Annotated in this window: 19 protein-coding genes; 10 read left to right on the forward strand and 9 right to left on the reverse strand. The window is 69.3% G+C overall.

Going from position 1 to position 21,647, the window contains the following annotated elements:
• Positions 1 to 14: 14 nt before the first annotated feature.
• Entirely contained in the window at positions 15 to 455 is a 441-nt protein-coding gene (locus tag ACFW9O_RS07190) for an SseB family protein (protein ID WP_351166227.1), read from the reverse strand.
• 166 nt (positions 456 to 621) lie between these two features.
• Between ACFW9O_RS07190 and ACFW9O_RS07195 the strand changes: the two genes are divergently transcribed.
• From ACFW9O_RS07195 to ACFW9O_RS07205, 3 genes are all read left to right on the forward strand, one after another.
• Complete coding sequence (locus ACFW9O_RS07195) at positions 622 to 2,448, forward strand: acyl-CoA dehydrogenase (protein ID WP_384606066.1); 1,827 nt, start codon at positions 622 to 624, stop codon at positions 2,446 to 2,448.
• 174 nt (positions 2,449 to 2,622) lie between these two features.
• A complete protein-coding gene (locus tag ACFW9O_RS07200; protein ID WP_384606069.1) occupies positions 2,623 to 3,921 on the forward strand; it encodes a M18 family aminopeptidase in 1,299 nt (432 codons plus the stop codon).
• A gap of 104 nt (positions 3,922 to 4,025) precedes the next feature.
• Positions 4,026 to 4,247 (forward strand): DUF6458 family protein, encoded by a 222-nt coding sequence (locus ACFW9O_RS07205; protein WP_351180967.1) that lies wholly within the window; start codon positions 4,026 to 4,028, stop codon positions 4,245 to 4,247.
• 162 nt (positions 4,248 to 4,409) lie between these two features.
• Here ACFW9O_RS07205 and ACFW9O_RS07210 read toward each other — a convergent pair whose 3' ends face one another.
• Positions 4,410 to 6,221 carry an NHL domain-containing thioredoxin family protein gene (locus ACFW9O_RS07210; RefSeq protein ID WP_384606072.1) on the reverse strand — a complete coding sequence of 604 codons (1,812 nt, stop codon included), beginning with the start codon at positions 6,219 to 6,221 and terminating at the stop codon, positions 4,410 to 4,412.
• Between the two features lie 64 nt (positions 6,222 to 6,285).
• Here ACFW9O_RS07210 and ACFW9O_RS07215 point away from each other — a divergent pair, with 64 nt between their 5' ends.
• On the forward strand, positions 6,286 to 6,792 hold the full coding sequence (locus tag ACFW9O_RS07215) for an LURP-one-related/scramblase family protein (protein WP_384606075.1): 507 nt from the start codon (positions 6,286 to 6,288) through the stop codon (positions 6,790 to 6,792).
• Positions 6,793 to 6,854: 62 nt separating this feature from the next.
• Here ACFW9O_RS07215 and ACFW9O_RS07220 read toward each other — a convergent pair whose 3' ends face one another.
• Entirely contained in the window at positions 6,855 to 7,646 is a 792-nt protein-coding gene (locus tag ACFW9O_RS07220) for a carbon-nitrogen family hydrolase (RefSeq protein ID WP_384606077.1), read from the reverse strand.
• 198 nt (positions 7,647 to 7,844) lie between these two features.
• On the opposite strand from ACFW9O_RS07220, the gene ACFW9O_RS07225 reads away from it, so the two are divergent.
• Entirely contained in the window at positions 7,845 to 8,669 is an 825-nt protein-coding gene (locus tag ACFW9O_RS07225; RefSeq protein ID WP_384606080.1) for a maleylpyruvate isomerase family mycothiol-dependent enzyme, read from the forward strand.
• Positions 8,670 to 8,794: 125 nt separating this feature from the next.
• Here the strand turns inward: ACFW9O_RS07225 and ACFW9O_RS07230 are convergent, their stop codons facing one another.
• Both ACFW9O_RS07230 and ACFW9O_RS07235 read right to left on the reverse strand, forming a co-directional pair.
• Positions 8,795 to 10,102: a nitrate/nitrite transporter gene (locus ACFW9O_RS07230; protein ID WP_384606083.1), complete on the reverse strand. Its 1,308-nt coding sequence runs from the start codon at positions 10,100 to 10,102 to the stop codon at positions 8,795 to 8,797.
• On the reverse strand, positions 10,099 to 10,761 hold the full coding sequence (locus tag ACFW9O_RS07235) for a GntR family transcriptional regulator (RefSeq protein ID WP_351180985.1): 663 nt from the start codon (positions 10,759 to 10,761) through the stop codon (positions 10,099 to 10,101). Before ACFW9O_RS07235 ends, ACFW9O_RS07230 begins: the two co-directional genes overlap by 4 nt.
• 198 nt (positions 10,762 to 10,959) lie before the next feature.
• Between ACFW9O_RS07235 and ACFW9O_RS07240 the strand changes: the two genes are divergently transcribed.
• Entirely contained in the window at positions 10,960 to 11,859 is a 900-nt protein-coding gene (locus ACFW9O_RS07240; protein WP_384606085.1) for a D-alanyl-D-alanine carboxypeptidase family protein, read from the forward strand.
• 74 nt (positions 11,860 to 11,933) lie between these two features.
• Here ACFW9O_RS07240 and ACFW9O_RS07245 read toward each other — a convergent pair whose 3' ends face one another.
• Genes ACFW9O_RS07245 through pdhA form a run of 3 tightly spaced genes read right to left on the reverse strand, consistent with a single transcriptional unit; the run spans position 11,934 to position 15,495 of the window.
• On the reverse strand, positions 11,934 to 13,352 hold the full coding sequence (locus ACFW9O_RS07245) for a dihydrolipoamide acetyltransferase family protein (protein ID WP_384606087.1): 1,419 nt from the start codon (positions 13,350 to 13,352) through the stop codon (positions 11,934 to 11,936).
• 11 nt (positions 13,353 to 13,363) lie between these two features.
• Positions 13,364 to 14,344, reverse strand: coding sequence for an alpha-ketoacid dehydrogenase subunit beta (locus tag ACFW9O_RS07250; RefSeq protein WP_329209228.1), 981 nt, complete (start codon positions 14,342 to 14,344; stop codon positions 13,364 to 13,366).
• A gap of 2 nt (positions 14,345 to 14,346) precedes the next feature.
• Positions 14,347 to 15,495: a pyruvate dehydrogenase (acetyl-transferring) E1 component subunit alpha gene (gene pdhA, locus ACFW9O_RS07255; protein ID WP_384606091.1), complete on the reverse strand. Its 1,149-nt coding sequence runs from the start codon at positions 15,493 to 15,495 to the stop codon at positions 14,347 to 14,349.
• A gap of 347 nt (positions 15,496 to 15,842) precedes the next feature.
• On the opposite strand from pdhA, the gene ACFW9O_RS07260 reads away from it, so the two are divergent.
• The 3 genes from ACFW9O_RS07260 (at position 15,843) to ACFW9O_RS07270 (ending at position 18,103) form a co-directional block, all read left to right on the forward strand.
• Complete coding sequence (locus ACFW9O_RS07260; protein WP_351166411.1) at positions 15,843 to 16,502, forward strand: response regulator transcription factor; 660 nt, start codon at positions 15,843 to 15,845, stop codon at positions 16,500 to 16,502.
• An 85-nt stretch (positions 16,503 to 16,587) separates the two neighbouring features.
• On the forward strand, positions 16,588 to 17,019 hold the full coding sequence (locus tag ACFW9O_RS07265; RefSeq protein WP_384606096.1) for a pyridoxamine 5'-phosphate oxidase family protein: 432 nt from the start codon (positions 16,588 to 16,590) through the stop codon (positions 17,017 to 17,019).
• Positions 17,020 to 17,101: 82 nt separating this feature from the next.
• Positions 17,102 to 18,103, forward strand: a complete 1,002-nt coding sequence (locus ACFW9O_RS07270) for a phosphotransferase (protein WP_384606625.1) — start codon at positions 17,102 to 17,104, stop codon at positions 18,101 to 18,103.
• 14 nt (positions 18,104 to 18,117) lie between these two features.
• Here ACFW9O_RS07270 and ACFW9O_RS07275 read toward each other — a convergent pair whose 3' ends face one another.
• On the reverse strand, positions 18,118 to 19,689 hold the full coding sequence (locus ACFW9O_RS07275; RefSeq protein WP_384606098.1) for a protein kinase: 1,572 nt from the start codon (positions 19,687 to 19,689) through the stop codon (positions 18,118 to 18,120).
• A gap of 292 nt (positions 19,690 to 19,981) precedes the next feature.
• Here ACFW9O_RS07275 and ACFW9O_RS07280 point away from each other — a divergent pair, with 292 nt between their 5' ends.
• Positions 19,982 to 21,619 carry a protein kinase gene (locus ACFW9O_RS07280; protein ID WP_351166417.1) on the forward strand — a complete coding sequence of 546 codons (1,638 nt, stop codon included), beginning with the start codon at positions 19,982 to 19,984 and terminating at the stop codon, positions 21,617 to 21,619.
• Positions 21,620 to 21,647: the final 28 nt, after the last annotated feature.

Consider the following 21,647-nt stretch of genomic DNA (forward strand, 5'->3'; position numbering starts at 1 on the left):
GAGCCGCGCCGCCCTCAGCCGTACATACGGCGCATGGCGAAGTCGACCATCTGCTCCACGGCCTTGGCGTCGAAGACCATGCGGTGCTCACCCTCCATGTCCAGGACGAAGCCGTAGCCGGTCGGCAGCAGGTCGATCACCTCGGCCCCGGTGATCACGAAGTACTTGGACTCCTTGCCCGCGTAACGCCGCAGCTCCTTGAGCGTGGTGAACATGGGGATCACCGGCTGCTGGGTGTTGTGAAGGGCGAGGAAACCCGGGTTGTCGCCGCGTGGGCAGTAGACCTTCGAGGTCGCGAAGATCTGCTGGAAGTCCTCCGCCGACAGGGAGCCGGTCGTGAAGGCCCGTACCGCGTCAGCCAGGGAGGGCGGCGAGGGTTCGGGATACAGCGGCTGCTCGCCGTAGCCGCCACCCATCTGCTGCTGTGCACCCGGGTTCTGGTCGTAGCCATACATGCCGCAAAGAGTAATCGGACACATCAAGCCTTGAGGGGTTGCGTCTTATTACTGACGGGTAGCATCATCGTAGGGGTCAGCTGATATACCCACGTCCGCCCGTCGCCCGATCCTCACTCCTCCACGGGGCGCTGCGCGCCACTGCTATTGATTACGGAGCCTTCCCATGGGGCACTACAAGTCGAATCTCCGCGACATCGAGTTCAACCTCTTCGAGGTCCTCGGGCGCGACAAGCTGTACGGCACCGGCCCGTTCGCGGAGATGGACGTCGACACGGCGAAGACCATCCTTGACGAGATCACCCGGCTCGCGGAGAACGAGCTCGCCGACTCCTACGCCGACGCCGACCGCAACCCGCCGGTCTTCGACCCGGAGACCAACACCGCGCCGGTCCCCGACACCTTCAAGAAGTCGTACCAGGCCTTCATGGACTCCGAGTACTGGCGCCTGGGCCTTCCCGAGGAGATCGGCGGCACCACCTCCCCCCGCTCCCTGATCTGGGGTTACGCGGAGCTGCTGCTCGGTTCCAACCCGGCCGTCTGGATGTACTCGTCCGGCCCGGCGTTCGCCGGCATCCTCTTCGACGAGGGCAACGAGGCGCAGAAGAAGGTCGCGGAGATCGCCGTCGAGAAGCAGTGGGGCTCGACGATGGTGCTCACCGAGCCGGACGCCGGTTCGGACGTGGGCGCCGGCCGTACCAAGGCCGTCGAGCAGGAGGACGGCTCCTGGCACATCGAGGGTGTGAAGCGCTTCATCACCTCGGGCGAGCACGACATGTCCGAGAACATCCTCCACTACGTGCTGGCACGCCCCGAGGGCGCGGGCCCGGGCACCAAGGGGCTCTCCCTCTTCCTGGTCCCCAAGTTCGAGTTCGACTGGACCACCGGTGAGCTCGGTGCGCGCAACGGCGCCTACGCGACGAACGTCGAGCACAAGATGGGCCTCAAGGCGTCCAACACCTGCGAGATGACCTTCGGCGACCAGCACCCCGCGAAGGGCTGGCTCATCGGTGACAAGCACGAGGGCATCCGCCAGATGTTCCGCATCATCGAGTTCGCCCGCATGATGGTCGGCACGAAGGCCATCGCCGCCCTGTCGACCGGCTACCTCAACGCGCTGGAGTACGCCAAGGAGCGCGTCCAGGGCACCGACCTGTCGCAGTTCATGGACAAGACGGCCCCCAAGGTCACCATCACGCACCACCCCGACGTGCGCCGCTCCCTCATGACGCAGAAGGCGTACGCGGAGGGCATGCGCTCCCTCGTGCTGTACACCGCCTCCGTCCAGGACGCGATCCAGGTGCAGGAGGCCGCGGGCGAGGACGCCAAGGCGCTGAACGGCCTCAACGACCTGCTGCTCCCGATCGTGAAGGGCTACGGCTCCGAGAAGTCCTACGAGCAGCTCGCGCAGTCGCTCCAGACCTTCGGCGGCTCCGGCTACCTCCAGGAGTACCCGGTCGAGCAGTACATCCGTGACGCCAAGATCGACACCCTGTACGAGGGCACGACGGCGATCCAGGGCCAGGACTTCTTCTTCCGGAAGATCGTCCGCGACCAGGGCGCCTCGCTGAACACCCTCTCCGAGGAGATCAAGAAGTTCCTCGCGGGTGCTCAGGGCAACGAGGAGCTGTCCGGCGCGCTGGACAACCTCGCCAAGGCCGTCGTGGACCTCGAGGCGATAGTCGGCACGATGATCACCGACCTCACCGCGACCGGCGAGGACGTCAAGAACATCTACAAGGTCGGCCTCAACACCACCCGCCTGCTCATGGCCTCCGGCGACGTCGTCGTCGGTTACCTGCTGCTGAAGGGTGCGGCCGTGGCGGCCGAGAAGCTGCCGAGCGCCTCCGCGAAGGACGTCGCCTTCTACCAGGGCAAGATCGCCGCCGCGAAGTTCTTCGCCGCGAACGTCCTGCCGGGTGTCTCGGCCGAGCGCGCGCTCGCCGAGGCCGTGGACAACTCGCTCATGGAGCTGGACGAGGCCGCGTTCTAAGGTCCTCCTTCCGCCCTTCGGCACAGACGGCCCGCCCCGGGTACCCGGGGCGGGCCGTCGCCATGATCGGCACCCGTGTCCTGCGCACGGGCTGCGGCCTTTTCCGGACGAAGGGCCGCGGCCGTCGTCCGACGCGGCGAATGCTCCCGTTCAGCCGTCGTTAAAGTGAAGAGCATGAGTTCTCCCCTCCGCTTCGACCGCGGTCACACCGACGACCTGATGGCCTTCCTGATGGCCGGCCCCTCCCCGTACCACGCCGTGGCGGCCGCCGCGGCCCGGCTGGAGAAGGCGGGTTTCCGGCAGGTCGAGGAGACCGCGGAATGGGACGCCACCACGGGCGGGAAGTACGTCCTGCGCGGCGGAGCGATCGTGGCCTGGTACGTGCCGGAGGGGGCCACGGCCCACACCCCGTTCCGGATCGCGGGTGCGCACACCGACTCCCCCAATCTGCGGGTCAAGCCGATGCCCGACACCGGGTCCTACGGCTGGCGGCAGATCGCCGTCGAGATCTACGGCGGAACGCTCCTCAACACCTGGCTCGACCGCGACCTCGGCCTCGCCGGCCGCATCTCGCTCCGCGACGGCACGCACCGGCTGGTCAACATCGACCGCCCGCTGCTGCGCGTGCCGCAGCTGGCCGTGCACCTGGACCGGTCGGCCAACACGGAGGGGCTCAAGCTCGACCGCCAGAAGCACATGCAGCCGATCTGGGGGCTCGGTGAGGTCGAGGAGGGCGACCTCATCCGCTTCGTCGCCGAGGAGGCCGGTGTCGACGCCGACGACGTCACCGGGTGGGACCTGATGCCGCATGCCGTCGAGGCGCCCGCCTACCTGGGACGCGACCGCGAGCTGGTGGCCGGACCCCGTATGGACAACCTGCTCTCCGTACACGCCGCGACGGCCGCGCTGGCCGCCGTGGCCGGACAGAACGACGACGAGATCCCGTACATCCCCGTGCTGGCCGCCTTCGACCACGAGGAGAACGGCTCCCAGTCCGACACCGGCGCGGACGGCCCGCTGCTCGGCGCGGTCCTGGAGCGCTCCGTGTTCGCCCGCGGCGGCAGTTACGAGGACCGCGCCAGGGCCTTCGCCGGAACCGTCTGCCTCTCCTCCGACACCGGCCACGCCATCCACCCCAACTACGGCGAGCGCCACGACCCGACGCACCACCCGGTGGTCAACGGCGGCCCGATCCTCAAGGTCAACGTCAACATGCGGTACGCGACGGACGGCAGCGGCCGGGCCGTGTTCGCGGCGGCGTGCGAGAAGGCGGGCGTGCAGTGGCAGACGTTCGTCTCCAACAACGCGATGCCCTGCGGCACGACGATCGGTCCGATCACCGCCGCCCGGCACGGCATCCAGACCGTCGACGTCGGTGTGGCGATCCTGTCGATGCACAGCGCCCGTGAACTGTGCGGCGCCGACGACCCCTACCTGCTGGCCAACGCCCTGGCGGCATTCCTGGCCGGCTGACCCTCCGCCTCCTCAACAGGTCACCGGGACATGGTTGCTGCCGGGCCGGGTACGCGACCGGTACACCGGCCCGGAATCACCGGGCCGTCGAGGAGGCGGAAATCATGGGACTCGGAGGATGCATTCTCCTGATCGGTGCCGGGGCGATTCTCGCTTTCGCCACCGACTGGAAACTCGACACGGTCAACGTCGACCTGGTCGGCTGGATCATGATGCTGGTCGGCCTCGTCGGGGTCTTCGTCTACATGAGCATCGCGCGTCGTCGTCGCATGGTCGTGCCGCCCACCACCACGGTCGTGTCGGAGGACGAGCGCCGCTACCAGTGACCCGAGGGCGCGGACGCGGTGTCGTACGGGGTGGAGCCTGCCCCCGGGCGAGGCGTACCGCAGAGCCCGTCGGCCCCCGACGGTTCGGGGAACGGCTGATGCGGCGTCGTTGCGCAGCCCGGCGTCACGGGCTGCGCAACGGCGCCGGCGGCTTCCGGTTCGTCAGCCCCGGTCGTCCATACCGGCCAGCACCAGCGGGAGCCGGGACACCCCGTCGGCGGTGACGCGGACGGGCACGCCCCAGTCCTGCTGGTGCACATGGCAGGCCGGGTACTCGTTCTCCGGGTCGTCGTCGCAGGACGCCGCCATCGCGGAGACATGCAGGACACCCTCGGTGGCACCGTCCGCCAGGACCAGGTCGCGGCCCAGGTCCGTACCCGGCCCCGAACCCTCCGCCAGCAGTTCCGGCGGGGTCGAGGAGACGAGCAGCCGGGTCGAGGGACCGTACCGGGTGTCCAGCTTCTGGCCCGCGGGTGCCTGGAAGACCACGTCCAGCCGCAGCGTCCCGCCGGCGATCTCGGTGGCGGCGCGCTTGGTGCGATGCGCCTGGTCGGCGACGCGTACCGCCTCTTCGGGCAGCCGCAGCCGGGTCAGCCGGTGCCGGGCCGACTCGACGACGACCAGGTCGCCGTCGACGAGCACGGCGTCACTCGGCTCACGCAGGTCCGTGGCCAGCGTGGTGACCTCACCGCTCTCGGGGTCGTAGCGCCTCAGGGCGTGGTTGTACGTGTCGCTGACGGCGACGGAGCCGTCGGGCAGGGCGGTGACGCCCAGCGGGTGCTGGAACAGCGCCTGGCCGGCCGGACCGTCGCGGTGGCCGAAGTCGAAGAGTCCGGTGCCGACCGCGGTGTGCACGGCGCCCTCCCGGTCGACGTAGCGCAGCGAGGACGTCTCCGAGTCGGCGACCCACAGCCGGTCCTCGGCCGCGGCGAGACCGGACGGCTGCGCGAACCACGCCTCGGCACCGGGTCCGTCCACCAGCCCCTCGTTGGTCGTCCCCGCGGCGACCCGCACCGTGCCCCCGGCCGGGTCGTACGTCCACAGCTGGTGCACCCCGGCCATGGCGATCCACAGCCGGTCACCGAACCAGGCGATGTCCCACGGCGAGGAGAGGTCCACGTCCCGGGCCGGACCGCTGGTGGCGGAGCCCTGCCACCACTGACGGCCCGTTCCGGCGAGTGTGGTCGTGAGCCCGGTCGTGAGGTCGAGCGCACGGATCGCGTGGTTCACCGTGTCCGCGACCGCGATCCGGCCGTCGGGCAGGACCGCGAGCCCCTGCGGCTCGCTGAACCGGACCTCGTCGGGTCCGCCGTCCACGAGCCCGCGCTCACCGGCGCCGAAGTGCCTGCGGACCGTTTCACCGTCCGCGTCGAGCTCGACCAGACGGTGCCGGGTGGTGTCGGAGACGAGGAAGCCACCGTCGGACAGCAGCAGCGCCTTGCCGGGGAAACGCAGATGCGTGGCGACGGGCTCGGGCGCCACGTACGGGCCGTCACCGCGGCGCAGTGTGCCCTTCTCCGCGTGCTCGGCCTCCAGCTCCTCGACGAGCTTCTCGATCGCGTGAGCATGCCCCTCGCCCGCGTGCTGGGCGACGACGTAGCCCTCGGGGTCGACGACGACGAGCGTCGGCCACGCCCGCACGGCGTACTGCTTCCAGGTGGCGAGCTCGGGGTCGTCGAGTACGGGGTGGTGCACCTCGTAGCGCTCGACCGCGTCGACGACCGCCTGGTGCTCCGCTTCGTGCACGAACTTCGGCGAGTGGACGCCGATGATCACCACGGTGTCGCGGTGCTTCTCCTCCAGCTCGCGCAGCTCGTCCAGGACATGCAGACAGTTCACACAGCAGAAGGTCCAGAAATCCAGGATCACAATGCGTCCTCGCAGATCAGCGAGGGTGTACTGCTGGTCGCCTGTATTGAGCCAGCCGCCCTTGCCGATGAGTTCGGGGGCGCGAACGCGTGCACGTGCAGTCATGACAACAGTCAACATCACCTCCGCCTGCGCGCATTCCGGTGGGGCGTCGGGGAACCTGTGATCCATGAGACTTCTCGTACGTGAGCGTCTGTTCGCCGTCGGCGACGACTACTGGATCGAGGACACGGACGGGCGCAAGCTCTTCCTCGTCGACGGCAAGGCCATGCGGGTCCGCGACACCTTCGAGCTCAAGGACCCGGACGGCCTGGTGCTGGCCGAGTTCCGGCAGAAGCTGCTCAGCCTGCGCGACACCATGATCATCCAGCGGAACGGGGAGAAGCTCGCCGAAGTCAGACGCAAGCGGCTCTCGCTGCTGCGCAACCACTACCGGGTGACCTTGGTGGACGGCACCGAACTCGACGTCAGCGGCAAGATCCTGGACCGCGAATTCGCCGTGGACTACGACGGCGAACTGCTCGCCCAGATCTCGCGGCGGTGGCTCACGGTCCGGGACACGTACGGCATCGACATCGTGCGCGAGGACGCCGACGCGTCGCTGCTCATCGCGGTGGCGGTGTGCGTGATCGTCCTGGCGGACAAGGAGCACGACAAGGCTCTCGGCGACGGCTGACAGCCGGGCAGGCTGTTTCACGTGAAACGCCCGCTCGGCCGGTACGCCGCGACGTCCGAACGTCAGCGCGGCGGAGCGAGACCCAGGCGCCGGTCCTTGAGTGCCGGGAACTGCTCCCGTGTGGCGGCCGTCCTCGCCGGGTCGAATTCCACGGTGAGCACCTCCTCCGCGGCCCCTGCCTCGGCGAGCACCTCGCCCCACGGGTCGACGACGATGCTGCGCCCGGCCTGCTCGACCCCGGCGTGGGTACCCGCCGTGCCGACGGCCAGGACGTACGCCTGGTTCTCGACGGCCCGTGCCTGCGCCAGGAGCGTCCAGTGCGAGCGGCGGCGCTCCGGCCAGCCGGCCGCGACGACCAGGGTGTCGGCACCCGCGTCGACCAGGCCCCGGAACATCTCCGGAAAGCGCAGGTCGTAGCAGGTGGCAAGACCGAGAGTGGTCTGCGGCAGGGCGACCGTGACGAGCTCCTCGCCGGCGCCCATCATCACCGCCTCGCCCTTGTCGAAGCCGAAGCGGTGGATCTTGCGGTAGGCGGCGGCCCGCTCGCCCTGGGGCGAGAAGACCAGCGAGGTGTTGTAGAGGGTCCCGTCATCGGCCCGCTCGACGAAGGAGCCCGCGTGCAGCCAGACCCCGGCCTCGGCCGCGGCCTTCGCCATCACGTCATGGGTTGGCCCCTGGAGCGGTTCGGCCTCGTCGGCGAAAGCGGTGTAGTCGAAGGCGCCGACCGGCCAGAGCTCGGGCAGGATCACCAGATCCGCGTCTCCCTGGGCCACGACCAGCGAAGCTGCTCGTTCCCTACGGGAATTGACTGATTCGTCCGGGTCTACTGCGATCTGGATGAGGGAGGCGCGCACACTACCACCGTCCTGGCATTCGAGCCGTCAACACGGGCCTACGATCGTCACACGAAAGCACTGCCGGGGTGCCTGCTCGCAGCGTAACTTAGCGAGCGAACCTCCCACGCAGCCCGCAGACAGCGCCGTCGGTGCCGGCCAGCCGCCAGCACTCCCTGCACTCCAGCCCATGCACCGCAGAACCGCACGAGGGGTCCCGTGACCGTCCATCCCAGCCTCCAGACCTACGCCGATGCCTGGACCCAGTCCGTCGAGTCGATAGCCGAGCTGGTGAAGCCGCTCGCCGAGGGGGAGTGGAACCGCCGCACGCCCTGCCCGGGCTGGTCGGTGCGCGACATCGTCTCGCACGTCATCGGCATGGAGTGCGAGCAGCTCGGCGATCCTCGCCCGATCCACACACTGCCGCGCGACCTCTACCACGTGCAGAACGACCACCAGCGGTACATGGAGATGCAGGTCGACGTACGGCGCCACCACACGGCGCCGGAGATGACCTCCGAGCTGGAGTACACGCTCATCCGTCGGATGCGTCAGCTGCGCAACGAGACCCGGGCGCCCGAGACGATGGTGCGTGCTCCCCTGGGCGCCGAGCAGACGCTGGAACTGGCACTGCACATGCGGGCCTTCGACGTCTGGATCCACGAACAGGACCTGCGTGCGACGCTGGGACAACCGGGGAACATGGACTCCCCCGGCGCCCTGATCGCCCGGGACACCCTCCTGGCCGCGCTGCCCGATGTGGTCGCCAAGGACGCGGGCGCGCCGCCCAATTCGGCGGTGGTGTTCGACGTGCACGGCCCCGTGGAGTTCCTGCGGACGGTCCGCGTCGACGGGGACGGGCGCGGTTCGGTCGACGGTGCGCCGTCGCTGGGCCCCGCGGCGACCCTGGGGATGGACTGGGAGACGTACTACCGCCTGGCCTGCGGCCGGGTGCGCCCGCAGGCGGTCGAGGACCGGATCAAGGTCGACGGCGACCAGGACCTGGCGGCGACCATCCTGCGGAACTTCGTCGTGACGTCGTAGTGCCTTCGCGGCACCGACGGGGCCTCGTGCCCGGGTGAAGTGACCGGCGGCGCCCGTCCGTCGATGAACAGGGACGGGCGCGCCGCCGGGACGAAGCCACGCGGGCACGGGCTGCCGGGACGAGGTCACGCGGGCACGTGCACGGCTTCCACCCGACTGACCACGTGATGGTCGCGCTCCCTGTGCGTGGCACTCGCGTGCAGCCGCAGGATCTGCAGCACCCCGAGCACCTCCAGGACGAAGACCGAGGCGAACGCGACGCGGTAGTTGTCACCCGTCGCGTCCAGCAGCACGCCGACCGCGAACAGTGTGGTCATCGAGGCGACGAAGCCGCCCATGTTGACGATGCCCGACGCGGTGCCCTGACGCTCCGGAGGATTGGCGGGCCGGGCGAAGTCGAAGCCGATCATCGACGCCGGTCCGCAGGAGCCCAGCACCACGCACAGGGTGACCAGCAGCCACATCGGGGCGTGGTCACCGGGGTGGAGGATCGTGGCCGCCCAGAGCAGCGCGGTCACCGCGACGGTACCGAGGGCCAGCGGGGCGCGCGCCGCATGGTGCCGGGCGATGATCTGCCCGTAGACGAGCCCCACCCCCATGTTGGAGAGCACCACCAGGGTGAGCAGTTCACCGGCGGTCCCCCTGCTCAGCCCCTGCGCCTCCACCAGGAACGGCATGCCCCACAGCAGCAGGAAGACCATCGCGGGGAACTGCGTGGTGAAGTGCACCCACATGCCGAGCCTGGTGCCCGGTTCCCGCCACGCGGCGGCGATCTGCCGGCGCACGTAGGCGGCGCCCGCGTGTTCGGCGGGCGGCGGTTCGTGGCCCTCGGGGTGGTCCTTCAGGAAGAGCGTCAGCACAACCAGCACCACCACGCCGGCGAGCGAACTGCCCACGAAGGTCGTGGTCCAGCCGAACCCGTGCAGCGCGCGGGCGATGAAGAGGGTCGAGACGAGGTTGCCCGCCATGCCGAACAGTGCGGCGACCTGACCGATCAGCGGTCCGCGCCGGGCGGGGAACCAGCGGGCACCGAGGCGCAGCACGCTGATGAACGTCATGGCGTCGCCGCAGCCGAGCAGGGCACGGGAGGCGAGCGCCATTCCGTACGAGGGGGAGAGCGCGAAGCCGAGCTGTCCCAGGGTGAAGAGCACCGCCCCGATCGTGAGGACCTTCTTGGTGCCGAGCCGGTCGACCATCAGGCCGACCGGTATCTGCATGCCCGCGTAGACGAGCAGCTGGAGGATGGAGAACGTCGACAGCGCCGAAGCGTTGACGTCGAACCGGTCGGCGGCGTCGAGCCCGGCGACCCCCAGACTCGTACGGAAGATGATGGCCACGAAGTAGACGGCCACCCCGATGCCCCAGATCCGGGCGGCACGCCGGCCGCCGGGCGGATCGCCCGGCAGGGAGAGGGTGGGGACACCGGACGTCACCGGTCATCCCCCCTGACCAGCACCTTGACCCGGCTGACGTGGCGGCGCACGACCTGCGCGGCGCCTTCCGCGTCACCGGCCCTGATGGCGTCCAGCAGCTCGCCGTGCTCGGTGAGGTTGGCGGCGATCCTGCCGGGGTGCGCCTCCATCACGGCGACACCCATCCGCAGTTGCCGGTCGCGCAGCTGGTCGTAGAGGCGCGAGAGGATCTCGTTGCCCGCGTTCCGCACGATCTCGGCGTGGAAACAGCGGTCCTTCACCGACACGGCGGACAGGTCCCCCTCCTCGGCCAGCTGCCGTTGTTCCTCCAGCAGCTGTTCGAGCCGGGCGATCAGCTGTGCCGGGGCGGGGACGGCCTTGCGGGCGGCGAACTCCTCGACGAGCAGACGGGTCTCCACGACGTCCGCGATCTCCTGCGCGGACACGGCGAGCACCAGGGCGCCCTTCTTCGGGTAGAGCTTGATCAGCCCTTCGACCTCGAGCCGCAGCAGTGCCTCCCGCACGGGGGTACGGGATACGCCCACGGCCTCCGCCAGATCGCCCTCGGTGAGGAGGGTGCCGCCCTCGTAACGGCGGTCCAGGACCGCCTTCTTGATGTGTGTGTACACACGCTCGGCGGCAGGGGGCTGCTTGACGGGGGCAGGGGGTGCGGCAGGCATGCACACAGCATAGATACAACATGCACCCATGACAGGATTCGTCCACGATGCGGGACACACCCCGGAGCCGCACGGCCCGTCGGCCCGTGCGGCCGAAATCACCCGCACGGGGGCACATCCATTCGCGACTCTCAGGAGTCTCACCTTCGAGCGGCACCCTCATGTAGCCGCATTTCAGCGGTATTTGGAGCGTTTGACTTGAAACTCGGTCTTAAGGGCATAAATCGCGCAACCGTTGCCGCCACCGTGGTCCTCACCGCGGGCGCCGTCCTCACCGGCAGCGCGTTCGCCTCCACGGCACAGGCAGCGGCTCCGCCCACGCCCACGATCGCCGCCAAGGGCGGCTTCGTGATGGACAACGGCACCGCGAGGGCGCTCTACAGCAAGAGCGCGGACATACGCCGCTCCACCGGCTCCACCACGAAGATAATGACCGCCAAGGTGGTGCTGAGCCAGAAGAACCTGAATCTGGACAGCACGGTCACCGTCCAGAAGGCCTACAGCGACTACATCGTCGCCAAGACCGCCTCGTCGGCACGGCTGATCGTCGGCGACAAGGTGACGGTCCGCCAGCTCCTGTACGGGCTGATGCTGCCGTCCGGCTGCGACGCGGCGTACGCCCTTGCCGACAAGTTCGGCACCGGCACCACTCGCGCGGCACGGGTCAAGTCCTTCATCGGCAAGATGAACGCCGACGCGAAGGCTCTCGGCCTGAAGAACACGCACTTCGACTCGTTCGACGGCATCAGCAGCGGATCGAACTACTCGACGCCCCGCGACCTGACGACGATCGCCAGTGGCGCGATGAAGAACTCCACGTTCCGCGCCATCGTGAAGACGAAGTCGACGAAGCAGAAGGTCACGACGAAGAGCGGCGGCTACCGCTACATGTCGTGGTCCAACACCAACACCCTGCTCGGCAGCTACACCGGCGCCATCGGTGTGAAGACCGGCTCGGGCCCGACGGCCAAGTACTGCCTGGTCTTCGCCGCGACCCGTAACGGCAGGACCGTCATCGGCACCGTTCTCACGTCGACGTCCTCGACCACCCGGACCGCGGACGCGACGAAGCTCCTGGACTACGGCTTCAAGAAGTAGCCCCGGACACGGCAGACGGAGAGGGGCCTCCCGCATAGTGCGGGAGGCCCCTCTCCGTCTGTGGAACAGGCTCGCTAGGCCCAGGTGATCAGGCGCTTCGGCTGTTCCAGGATCGCGGCGACGTCCGCGAGCACCTTCGAGCCGAGCTCGCCGTCGACCAGCCGGTGGTCGAACGACAGTGCCAGCGTGGTCACCTGGCGGGGCTTCACCTTGCCCTTGTGGACCCACGGCTGCGGCTTGATCGAGCCGACCGCGAGGATCGCGGACTCACCCGGGTTCAGGATCGGCGTACCCGTGTCGACGCCGAAGACGCCGACGTTCGTGATGGTCACCGTGCCGCCCGCCATGGCCGCCGGGGACGTCCTGCCCTCGCGCGCCGTGGAGACCAGCTCGCCCAGTGCCGCGGCCAGCTGGGGAAGGGTCTTGTCGTGCGCGTCCTTGATGTTCGGCACGATCAGTCCGCGCGGGGTGGCCGCGGCGATACCCAGGTTGACGTAGTGCTTCTGCACGATCTCCTGGTTGGCCTCGTCCCAGGCCGCGTTGACGTTCGGGTTGCGCTTGATCGCGACCAGGAGCGCCTTGGCGATGATCAGGAGCGGGTTGACCCGGACTCCCGCGAGGTCCTTGTCCTCCTTGAGCTCCGCCACCAGCTTCATCGTGCGGGTCACGTCGACCGTCACGAACTCGGTGACGTGCGGAGCCGTGAAGGCGCTGCCGACCATGGCTTGCGCGATGGCCTTCCGTACGCCCTTGACCGGGATACGGGTCTCCCGGGCGCCCTGGACCGCAGCCACAGCGGGGGCGGCGGGAGCGGCCGAAGCAGCCGGAGCGACCGCCGGCGCCGGTGCGGCGGGGACCTCGGCAGCAGCGGGCGCGGCCGCCGCGTGGACGTCCTCGCGCGTGATGACCCCGCCCTCACCGGTCGGTGTGACCGTCGCGAGGTCGATGCCCAGGTCCTTGGCGAGCTTGCGCACCGGCGGCTTGGCGAGCGGCCGGGTCTCCGGGACCACGGAACCGTGGCCGTTGATCTCGGCCTGGATCGCGGCCGCGGCCGGACCCGGGACCTCGACGCCCTTGCGGGCACGGCGCTTGGTGGAGGCCTCGGCCACGCCGTAGCCGACGAGCACCGGCTGACGGCCCTTGGGCGCCTCCGGCTCCGCCTTCGCCACGGGCTCCGGAGCGGCCGCGGGCGCGGCGTCCGGAACGGCGGGGGCGTCACCGCTGCCGGGTGCCACGTCCACCGCGATGATCACCTCGCCGACATCGACGGTCGTGCCCTCGGGGAAGCGCAGCTCGTGCACCACCCCGTCGAACGGAATCGGCAGCTCCACGGCGGCCTTCGCCGTCTCGACCTCGCACACCACCTGTCCGTCGGTGACGGTGTCGCCGGGCTGGACGAACCACTTGAGGATTTCCGCCTCGGTCAGTCCTTCGCCCACATCCGGCATCTTGAACTCGCGGAAACGAGCAGACGTTTCGGTCATCGTCGTCACGATCCCTCTCCTCAGTACGCCAGCGAGCGGTCGACGGCGTCGAGCACCCGGTCGAGACCCGGCAGGTACTCGTCCTCGAGACGGGCCGGCGGGTAGGGGACGTGATAGCCGCCGACCCTCAGTACCGGTGCTTCGAGGTGGTAGAAGCAGCGCTCGGTGATCCGGGCGGCGATCTCGGCCCCGGAGCCGTAGAACACCGGCGCCTCGTGGACCACCACGAGCCGGCCGGTCTTCTCGACCGACGTCTGGACGGCGTCGAAGTCGATCGGGGACATCGACCGCAGGTCCAGGACCTCCAGCGACTTGCCCTCCTCCTGCGCGGCGGCGGCCGCCTCCAGGCAGACCTTCACCATCGGGCCGTACGCGGCGAGCGTGAGGTCGGAGCCCTCACGTGCCACCGCGGCCTTGTGCAGCGGGCCGGGGATGGACTCGGTGTCGAGCTCCCCCTTGTCCCAGTAACGCCGCTTCGGCTCGAAGAAAATGATCGGGTCGTCGCTCTGAACGGCCTGCTGCATCATCCAGTAGGCGTCGCTCGCGTTCGACGGCGAGACGACCTTCAGGCCCGCGACGTGCGCGAACAGGGCCTCGGGCGACTCACTGTGGTGCTCGACGGCACCGATGCCGCCGCCGTACGGGATACGGACGACGACCGGCATCTTGATCTTGCCGAGCGCGCGGGCGTGCATCTTGGCGAGCTGCGTGACGATCTGGTCGTACGCGGGGAAGACGAAGCCGTCGAACTGGATCTCGACAACCGGGCGGTATCCGCGCAGGGCCAGGCCGATCGCCGTACCGACGATGCCGGACTCGGCGAGCGGGGTGTCGATGACCCGGTCCTCGCCGAAGTCCTTCTGGAGCCCGTCCGTGATGCGGAAGACCCCGCCCAGCTTGCCGACGTCCTCACCCATGATGAGGACCTTGGGGTCGGTCTCCAGTGCCTTGCGCAGCGACTCGTTGAGCGCCTTCGCGATGGACATCTTCTCAACGGCCATGGCTAGTTGCCCTCCTCGGCGAACGATGCCTGGTAGGCGGCGAACTGTGCGCGCTCCTCGTCGACGAGCGGGCTGCCGTCGGCGTAGGCGTGGTCGAAGATCGCCAGCCGGTCCGGGTCGGGCATGGCCCGCACCGCTTCGCGTACCCGCTTGCCGAGGGTCTCGCTCTCCTCCTCCAGCGCGGCGAAGAAGTCCGCGTCGGCGAGGTTCTCGTTCTCCAGGTACGTGCGCAACCGCAGGATCGGGTCCTTGGCCTCCCATGCCACCCGCTCCTCGTCCGCCCGGTACTTGGTCGGGTCGTCGGAGGTGGTGTGGGCGCCCATCCGGTAGGTGAACGCCTCGACGAGGGTGGGACCCTCGCCCCGGCGGGCACGCTCCAGCGCCGACCTGGTGACGGCCAGACAGGCCAGCACGTCGTTGCCGTCGACCCGGACACCAGGGAAGCCGAAGCCCTGTGCGCGCTGGTAGAGCGGCACTCGGGTCTGCTTCTCGGTGGGCTCGGAGATCGCCCACTGGTTGTTCTGGCAGAAGAACACCACGGGGGCGTTGTAGACGGCGGAGAAGGTGAAGGCCTCCGCGACATCGCCCTGGCTGGAGGCGCCGTCACCGAAGTACGCGATCACGGCCGAGTCCGCGCCGTCCTTGGCGACGCCCATGGCGTAGCCGGTGGCGTGCAGGGTCTGCGAGCCGATGACGATCGTGTAGAGGTGGAAGTTGTTGGTCGTCGGGTCCCAGCCACCGTGGTTCACACCGCGGAACATCCCGAGCAGATTGGTCGGGTCGACCCCCCGGCACCAGGCGACACCGTGCTCCCGGTAGGTCGGGAAGACGTAGTCGTCGTCGCGCAGGGCCCGGCCGGAGCCGATCTGAGCGGCTTCCTGGCCCAGCAGCGAGGCCCACAGGCCCAGCTCGCCCTGGCGCTGCAGCGAGGTCGCCTCGGCGTCGAAACGGCGGGTCAGAACCATGTCGCGGTACAGACCGCGCAGCTCCTCGGCGCTCAGGTCGATCTCGAAGTCCGGGTGCTCGACGCGCTCGCCCTCGGGCGTCAGCAGCTGTACCAGCTGGGGCTCGGAAGTCTGTGGTGTCTTCGCGGCGCTGGTCCGCTTGCTGGCGCGTCGCGGTTTGCGCGCGGCAGTGCTTTCCACGGTCACGTGCGTGCTCCTCCGTCGGTCCGGCCCCCGGGATGGCCGGGAAGCCAGTGCGGCTCGCCTGTGTCCGGACCCGTGCACGGGGTGGGTGCCGCTCGGCCGGGAACAGGCGTGACAGGTGCCCCGGCGAGCGCCCTGTCATAGGCACGTTACCCAGTGCACCGCATAACTGCGAAACACCTTGTGACCTGCGATTTTGCTTGGATTTCCAAGTAAATCGAAAAAATCGCGAAGTCTTGCTGGTCACAGCACTGGGAACAGCCTTGCAGGCCGCCGGAACAACGGCACGTTATCCCGGCCGACACCGCCAGGGAAGGGCATACAGGAAAGGAATGTGTGAGACTGCGATTGTGCCCGAAGATGGAAAAATCACCGTATTTCTGCTGGATGACCATGAGGTGGTCCGGCGCGGAGTTCACGAGTTGCTCTCCGTCGAGGAGGACATCGAGGTCGTCGGCGAGGCCTCCACGGCCGCCGACGCGCTGGTGCGTATCCCGGCGACACGGCCGGATGTCGCCGTCCTGGACGTACGGCTGCCGGACGGCAGCGGGGTCGAGGTCTGCCGCGAGGTCCGCTCGAAGGACGAGTCGATCAAGTGCCTGATGCTCACTTCGTACGCCGACGACGAGGCCCTCTTCGATGCGATCATGGCCGGCGCCTCCGGATACGTACTGAAGGCGATCCGCGGCAACGAACTGCTGAATGCCGTGCGGGACGTCGCGGCCGGGAAATCGCTGCTGGACCCGGCGGCCACCGCGCGGGTCCTGGAACGGCTGCGTGAAGGAAAGGACGGCAAGGGCGACGACCGGCTCTCCGGACTGACCGACCAGGAGCGCAGGATCCTCGACCTGATCGGCGAGGGGCTGACGAACCGGGTCATCGGCGAGCGGCTGCACCTGGCCGAGAAGACCATCAAGAACTACGTCTCCAGCCTCCTCGCCAAACTGGGCATGGAGCGGCGCTCGCAGGCCGCGGCGTACGTGGCCCGGCTGCAGGCCGAGAAGCGCTGAGTCGCGCGGCCGGGACTTTGGTCCCGGCACGACCGGGGCGGCCGACTCTTACCCGGCCCCTACACGGTGCCGGAGAGTGGAGCGCATGCCCTCTCCCCGCCCCTCCGACGAACTGCACGCCATCGAACTGCTCGGCAGCGTCCGCTACGGCCGGCTGGCCACCAGCGTGCGCGCTCTGCCCTTCCTGGCCGTGGCCCGTCACCTGGTGACCGAGGGCGGTGTCGTCCTGCGGATGCACCGGGGGCACGGCCATCACGAGTCCTGCGACGGGAGCGTCATCGCCTACGGGGCGGACAACTTCGACTCCCGGACGGGCAGCGCGTCCGACGGCACGGAGGACCTGTGGTCGGTCCAGTTCACCGGCCTCGCCGAAATCGTGCACCCGACCGCTGACCAGCGGGAACTCTTCGGGGCCGGCCCCGCCGAGGTGAACGGCGAGACCTTTGATCCGGTGTTCCTCCGGCTCGATCCGCACGTCGTCCAGATGCACACTCTGAGCTTCGACGCAAGTCAGTGAAATCAGCCACTCAGCGTCACCTAACATGTGGCGAGTGCTGCGCTCATCTGTGACCCTCCCACCTGTTCCGCCGGTCGGCGAGGTGCTGCGCCGCTATCCGGACGCCGGTGAGCCCCTCGCCTGCGAGCCGCTCACCAAAGGCCTGCTCAACCACGGCTACCGGATCTCCACCACCCGCGGCGCGTACTTCCTCAAGCACCACCTGGACAAGCACCACCTCGACGACGCCAGCGGCGACCACGCCACGATCGTCCGGCAGCACCGGGCGACCCAGCAGCTCCACTCCCTGGGTGTACCGGTCGCCCCGCCCCTCGCGGACACAGAGGGTGACACCGTCACGGTGATCGACGGTCAGCACTATGCCCTGCACCCCTGGGTGGACGGTCTCCACCGGGACGGCGCCCAGCTGACGACCGCCCAGTCACAACGGCTCGGGGCGCTCCTCGGAGCCGTACACACACATCTGGAGCAGGTCATGGAGGCGGACGATCCGCCGCCTCCGGTACCGGGGCAGAGCCCTGATCCCGCCGATACGTTCGCGCTGATCGACGACCTGCTGGCGGCCGCGCGCGGCATGGGCCCCCGGGACGCCTTCGACGAACTCGCCGTGCACCGCCTCGTCGAACGCCGCGCCCTGCTGGAACAGCACGCGCACCGCCGCCCGCCCACCCCGGCGGGGCCGGCCAGGGGCTGGGTGCACGGCGACTTCCATCCGCTGAATCTGCTCTACCGGGGTGCGGACCCCGTCGCGATCGTGGACTGGGACCGGCTGGGCGTGCAGCCCCGTGCCGAGGAGGCCGTGCGGGCCGCGGCGATCTTCTTCGTCCGGCCGGACGGGGAACTGGACCTGGAGAAGGTCCGGGCCTACGCGCGCGCCTACCGGCGGTCGGCCGGCGCCGGAGCGGCCGAACTGGCGGCGGCGGTGCACCGCGTGTGGTGGGAGCGGCTGAACGACTTCTGGATACTGCGCTGGCGCTACCGCCTGCACGACCGAAGGGCCGACCCGCAGTTTCCTGCGGTGTCGGCCCTGGCGGTGTGGTGGACGCGGGAGTACGAGGCGGTGTGCGGGGCCTTCACGGGCTGAGGGCCCCACGGTGCCTACGGGGTGGCGCCTCCGGCGGTGTCGCCCGCGGCGCCCTCGTCCGCGCCCCCGTCCTCGCCGCCACCGCCGGGAGTACCCGGATCCGTGGTGGGCTCGGTCGGGTCGGTGGTCGGTCCGCCGTCCCCGCCCTCATTCGTGTTGCCGTCCGACGTGCCCGTGTTGGTGCCCGGCGACGACGTGGGCTCGGTCGGCGTCTCCGTCGGCTCGGTCGGCTCGGTGGACGGGGTCCACGTCGGGTCCTTGGTGGGCCACGTCTGGCCGCCCGTGGAGTCGTCCGGTTCCTCGGTCTCCTCCGTCTCCTCGTCGGTCGGCTCCGGGGAGGCGTCCGACTCGGACGGGGACACCGAGGTCGACGGGTTGGTCGGTGTCTTCTTGTTGTTCGCGTCGTTCGCCGCGTTGACGGCGAACGCGACACCCGCGCCGATCGCGATCAGGGCCAGCAGGACGAAGAGCCACATCTTGCCGCGCCCGCCACCGTTGTGGTGCCCGCCGGCGTACGCACCGTCGTCGGGGTTCATGGGCGGCAGGATCGGGCCCTGCGAGGTGTCCCCGTGCATCGGGTGACCCATCGCCGCCGTACCGCCGCCGATGTTCATCGGCGCGGTGTGGCCGCCTTCGTGCATCACGACGGGGCCGGTGTTCCAGGTGCCCGTGTGGCCGCCCTGGACCTGGAGCATCTGCAGGCTGTACTGGACCAGGCCGCGCATCTCCTCGGCGCTCTGGAACCGGTCGTCCGGGTCCTTCGCGAGCGAGCGCATGACGAGGCCGTCCAGCTCCGGCGGCACGCCGTCCGAGGCCTCGGAGGGCGGCACCGGAATGTCCTGGACGTGCTGGTACACGACGGAGAGAGGGGTCTCACCGGTGAACGGCGGGCGCAGGGCGAGAAGTTCGTAGAGCAGGCAGCCGGTGGCGTACAGGTCGGAACGGTGGTCGACCGCCTTGCCGAGCGCCTGTTCGGGGGAGAGGTACTGAGGCGTGCCCATGACCATGCCCGTCTGGGTCATCGTCGACTGGGCGCCGTGCAGCGCACGGGCGATGCCGAAGTCCATCACCTTGACGGCGCCGGAGTGCGTGATGATCACGTTCGCGGGCTTGATGTCCCGGTGCACGATGCCGTGCTGGTGGGAGTACGCGAGCGCCTCCAGCACACCCGAGACGATGATCAGCGCCTGCTCGGGGGGCGGGGCCTCGGCGTTGAGCAGCAGATCGCGGATCGTGCGGCCCTCGACGAGCTCCATGACGATGTACGGGACGGTCGCGCCGGCCACGACGTCCTCGCCGGAGTCGTACACGGCGACGATCGCATGGTGGTTGAGGCCCGCGACCGACTGCGCCTCGCGTGTGAAGCGGGCCTTGGAGACCGGGTCCTCGGCGAGATCGGAACGGAGCAGTTTCACCGCGACCGTGCGCCCCAGGCGCACGTCCTCCGCGGCGAAGACCTCGGCCATACCGCCACGTCCCAGCCGGTGGGTCATGCGGTAACGGCCGTCCCCGACCACGCCGCCGACGATCCCGGAGTCGGTGCCATCCGAGAATCCGCCGCCGTTTGCTTCGGGTTCGGGTGCCATCAGTCCTCGCCGTCGTATCTGTCCGCGCTTCTGCGCGTTCTCACGGTGCCTTGCTGCATTGCCACGTCACGCTACAGCCTCTGCCGGACACACCGGTTCCGAGAGGGACGGGTCATCCAATCGGCTGGCGCGCCGCTCACGCAAATTCCATGCGGTTCCTGTAACGCTTCCGAGACGCTTCTTGTGCGTAGGGTCACGGAACGGGCACCTGGCTTGACGTGTCGGACCCCTCGGGCAGACTTGGCCCGTAATAGGGATCACGCGTCCGTGGGCGCCGAGGGGGATGCAAGTCATGAGCCAGGACGGCGCACACGGCGCACAGGGTCGCTACGCGGGCGGTTCCGTGGCCGGCGGCCGCTACCAGCTTCGCGACCTTCTCGGCGAAGGCGGAATGGCATCCGTCTACCTCGCGTACGACGCCGCCCTCGACCGGCAGGTCGCGATCAAGACGCTGCACACGGAGTTGGGGCGCGAGCAGTCCTTCCGCGAGCGGTTCCGGCGCGAGGCGCAGGCCGTCGCCAAGCTGCAGCACACCAACATCGTCTCGGTGTTCGACACGGGCGAGGACGAGCTCGGCGGCGCGCTGATGCCGTACATCGTCATGGAGTACGTCGAGGGGCAGCCGCTCGGCTCGGTCCTCCAGGCGGACATCCAGAACTACGGCGCGATGCCCGCCGACAAGGCGCTCAAGGTGACGGCCGACGTGCTCGCCGCGCTGGAGACCAGCCACGAGATGGGCCTGGTCCACCGCGACATCAAGCCCGGCAACGTGATGATGACCAAGCGCGGCGTCGTCAAGGTCATGGACTTCGGCATCGCCCGCGCCATGCAGTCGGGCGTCACCTCGATGACCCAGACCGGCATGGTCGTCGGTACGCCCCAGTACCTCTCGCCCGAGCAGGCCCTCGGCCGCGGCGTGGACGCCAGGTCCGACCTCTACTCGGTCGGCATCATGCTCTTCCAGCTGCTCACCGGCCGGATCCCGTTCGAAGCGGACTCGCCGCTCGCCATCGCCTACGCGCATGTGCAGGAGGAGCCGGTCGCGCCGTCCAGCATCAACCGGTCGATCACTCCCGCGATGGACGCGCTCGTCGCCCGCGCGCTGAAGAAGAACCCGAACGAGCGCTTCCCCAGCGCCGCCGCGATGCAGGACGAGGTCGTCCGCGTACTGAGTGCCGGCGGCCACGGCGGCGCTCCGGTGATCATCGGTGGCTCCGCCCCGGCGAACAGCGGCTCGGGCGTCGGCTCGGCTGTCTTCCCGCCCGTCGACCAGACCACACCCGCACCGCACAGCGTGCAGACCCCGTACCAGCCGCAGACCCACCAGCACCACCAGCCCGGCCCCTACGGCCCGGTGACCCCCGCGCCCACTCCGGGTTACGGCTACCCGCAGGCGCCCCAGCCGTACGGAACCCACGCGCCCCTGGCACACCAGACGCCGCCCCCGTACACGCTGTCCCCGCAGTCCTCCACCGCCGTCAACGGCGGCGGCTCCAAGCGCAACATGCCGGTCGTCGTGGGCTCGATCGTGGTCGCCCTGCTCGCGATCGGCGGCCTGGTCACCTTCCTGAACCTGAAGGACGACCCGGACAACGGCAAGGGCGGCGACCCGGACACCGGCGAGTCGACGGTGGCGGGCGAGCACAAGCCGCCGGAGCGGAACCGGACGATGGACACCGAGGACTGCACCGACGCCCCGGAGGACACGGACGACCCGGCGAAGGTCCAGGCGCCGAGCTTCATCTACAAGGACGTCCTGTCCGCCAAATCCTGTACGGACGCCGCCGGCTGGACTGTCAAGGTGATCAAGGTGGAAGGCAACACCTACGCCGAGGATCAAGTGGTCGACCAGTTCCCTTCTTCAGGCACTGCCATCCCTGAGCGGGGCGCCCACTTCGAATTGCGCATTTCCACAGGTGACCCGGCCTAAGGTTCCTGGGGCATTGACCCCCACACGG

Source organism: Streptomyces sp. NPDC059499 (assembly GCF_042749285.1).
Classification (GTDB): Bacteria; Actinomycetota; Actinomycetes; order Streptomycetales; family Streptomycetaceae; genus Streptomyces.

What these genes read in the sequence shown, in the direction of transcription:
- ACFW9O_RS07190 (WP_351166227.1), bottom strand. Translation starts at nt 455, where the DNA reads ATGTATGGCTACGACCAGAACCCGGGTGCACAGCAGCAGATGGGTGGC.
- ACFW9O_RS07195 (WP_384606066.1), top strand. Translation starts at nt 622, where the DNA reads ATGGGGCACTACAAGTCGAATCTCCGCGACATCGAGTTCAACCTCTTC.
- ACFW9O_RS07200 (WP_384606069.1), top strand. Translation starts at nt 2,623, where the DNA reads ATGAGTTCTCCCCTCCGCTTCGACCGCGGTCACACCGACGACCTGATG.
- ACFW9O_RS07205 (WP_351180967.1), top strand. Translation starts at nt 4,026, where the DNA reads ATGGGACTCGGAGGATGCATTCTCCTGATCGGTGCCGGGGCGATTCTC.
- ACFW9O_RS07210 (WP_384606072.1), bottom strand. Translation starts at nt 6,221, where the DNA reads ATGACTGCACGTGCACGCGTTCGCGCCCCCGAACTCATCGGCAAGGGC.
- ACFW9O_RS07215 (WP_384606075.1), top strand. Translation starts at nt 6,286, where the DNA reads ATGAGACTTCTCGTACGTGAGCGTCTGTTCGCCGTCGGCGACGACTAC.
- ACFW9O_RS07235 (WP_351180985.1), bottom strand. Translation starts at nt 10,761, where the DNA reads ATGCCTGCCGCACCCCCTGCCCCCGTCAAGCAGCCCCCTGCCGCCGAG.
- ACFW9O_RS07250 (WP_329209228.1), bottom strand. Translation starts at nt 14,344, where the DNA reads ATGGCCGTTGAGAAGATGTCCATCGCGAAGGCGCTCAACGAGTCGCTG.
- ACFW9O_RS07265 (WP_384606096.1), top strand. Translation starts at nt 16,588, where the DNA reads ATGCCCTCTCCCCGCCCCTCCGACGAACTGCACGCCATCGAACTGCTC.
- ACFW9O_RS07275 (WP_384606098.1), bottom strand. Translation starts at nt 19,689, where the DNA reads ATGGCACCCGAACCCGAAGCAAACGGCGGCGGATTCTCGGATGGCACC.
- ACFW9O_RS07280 (WP_351166417.1), top strand. Translation starts at nt 19,982, where the DNA reads ATGAGCCAGGACGGCGCACACGGCGCACAGGGTCGCTACGCGGGCGGT.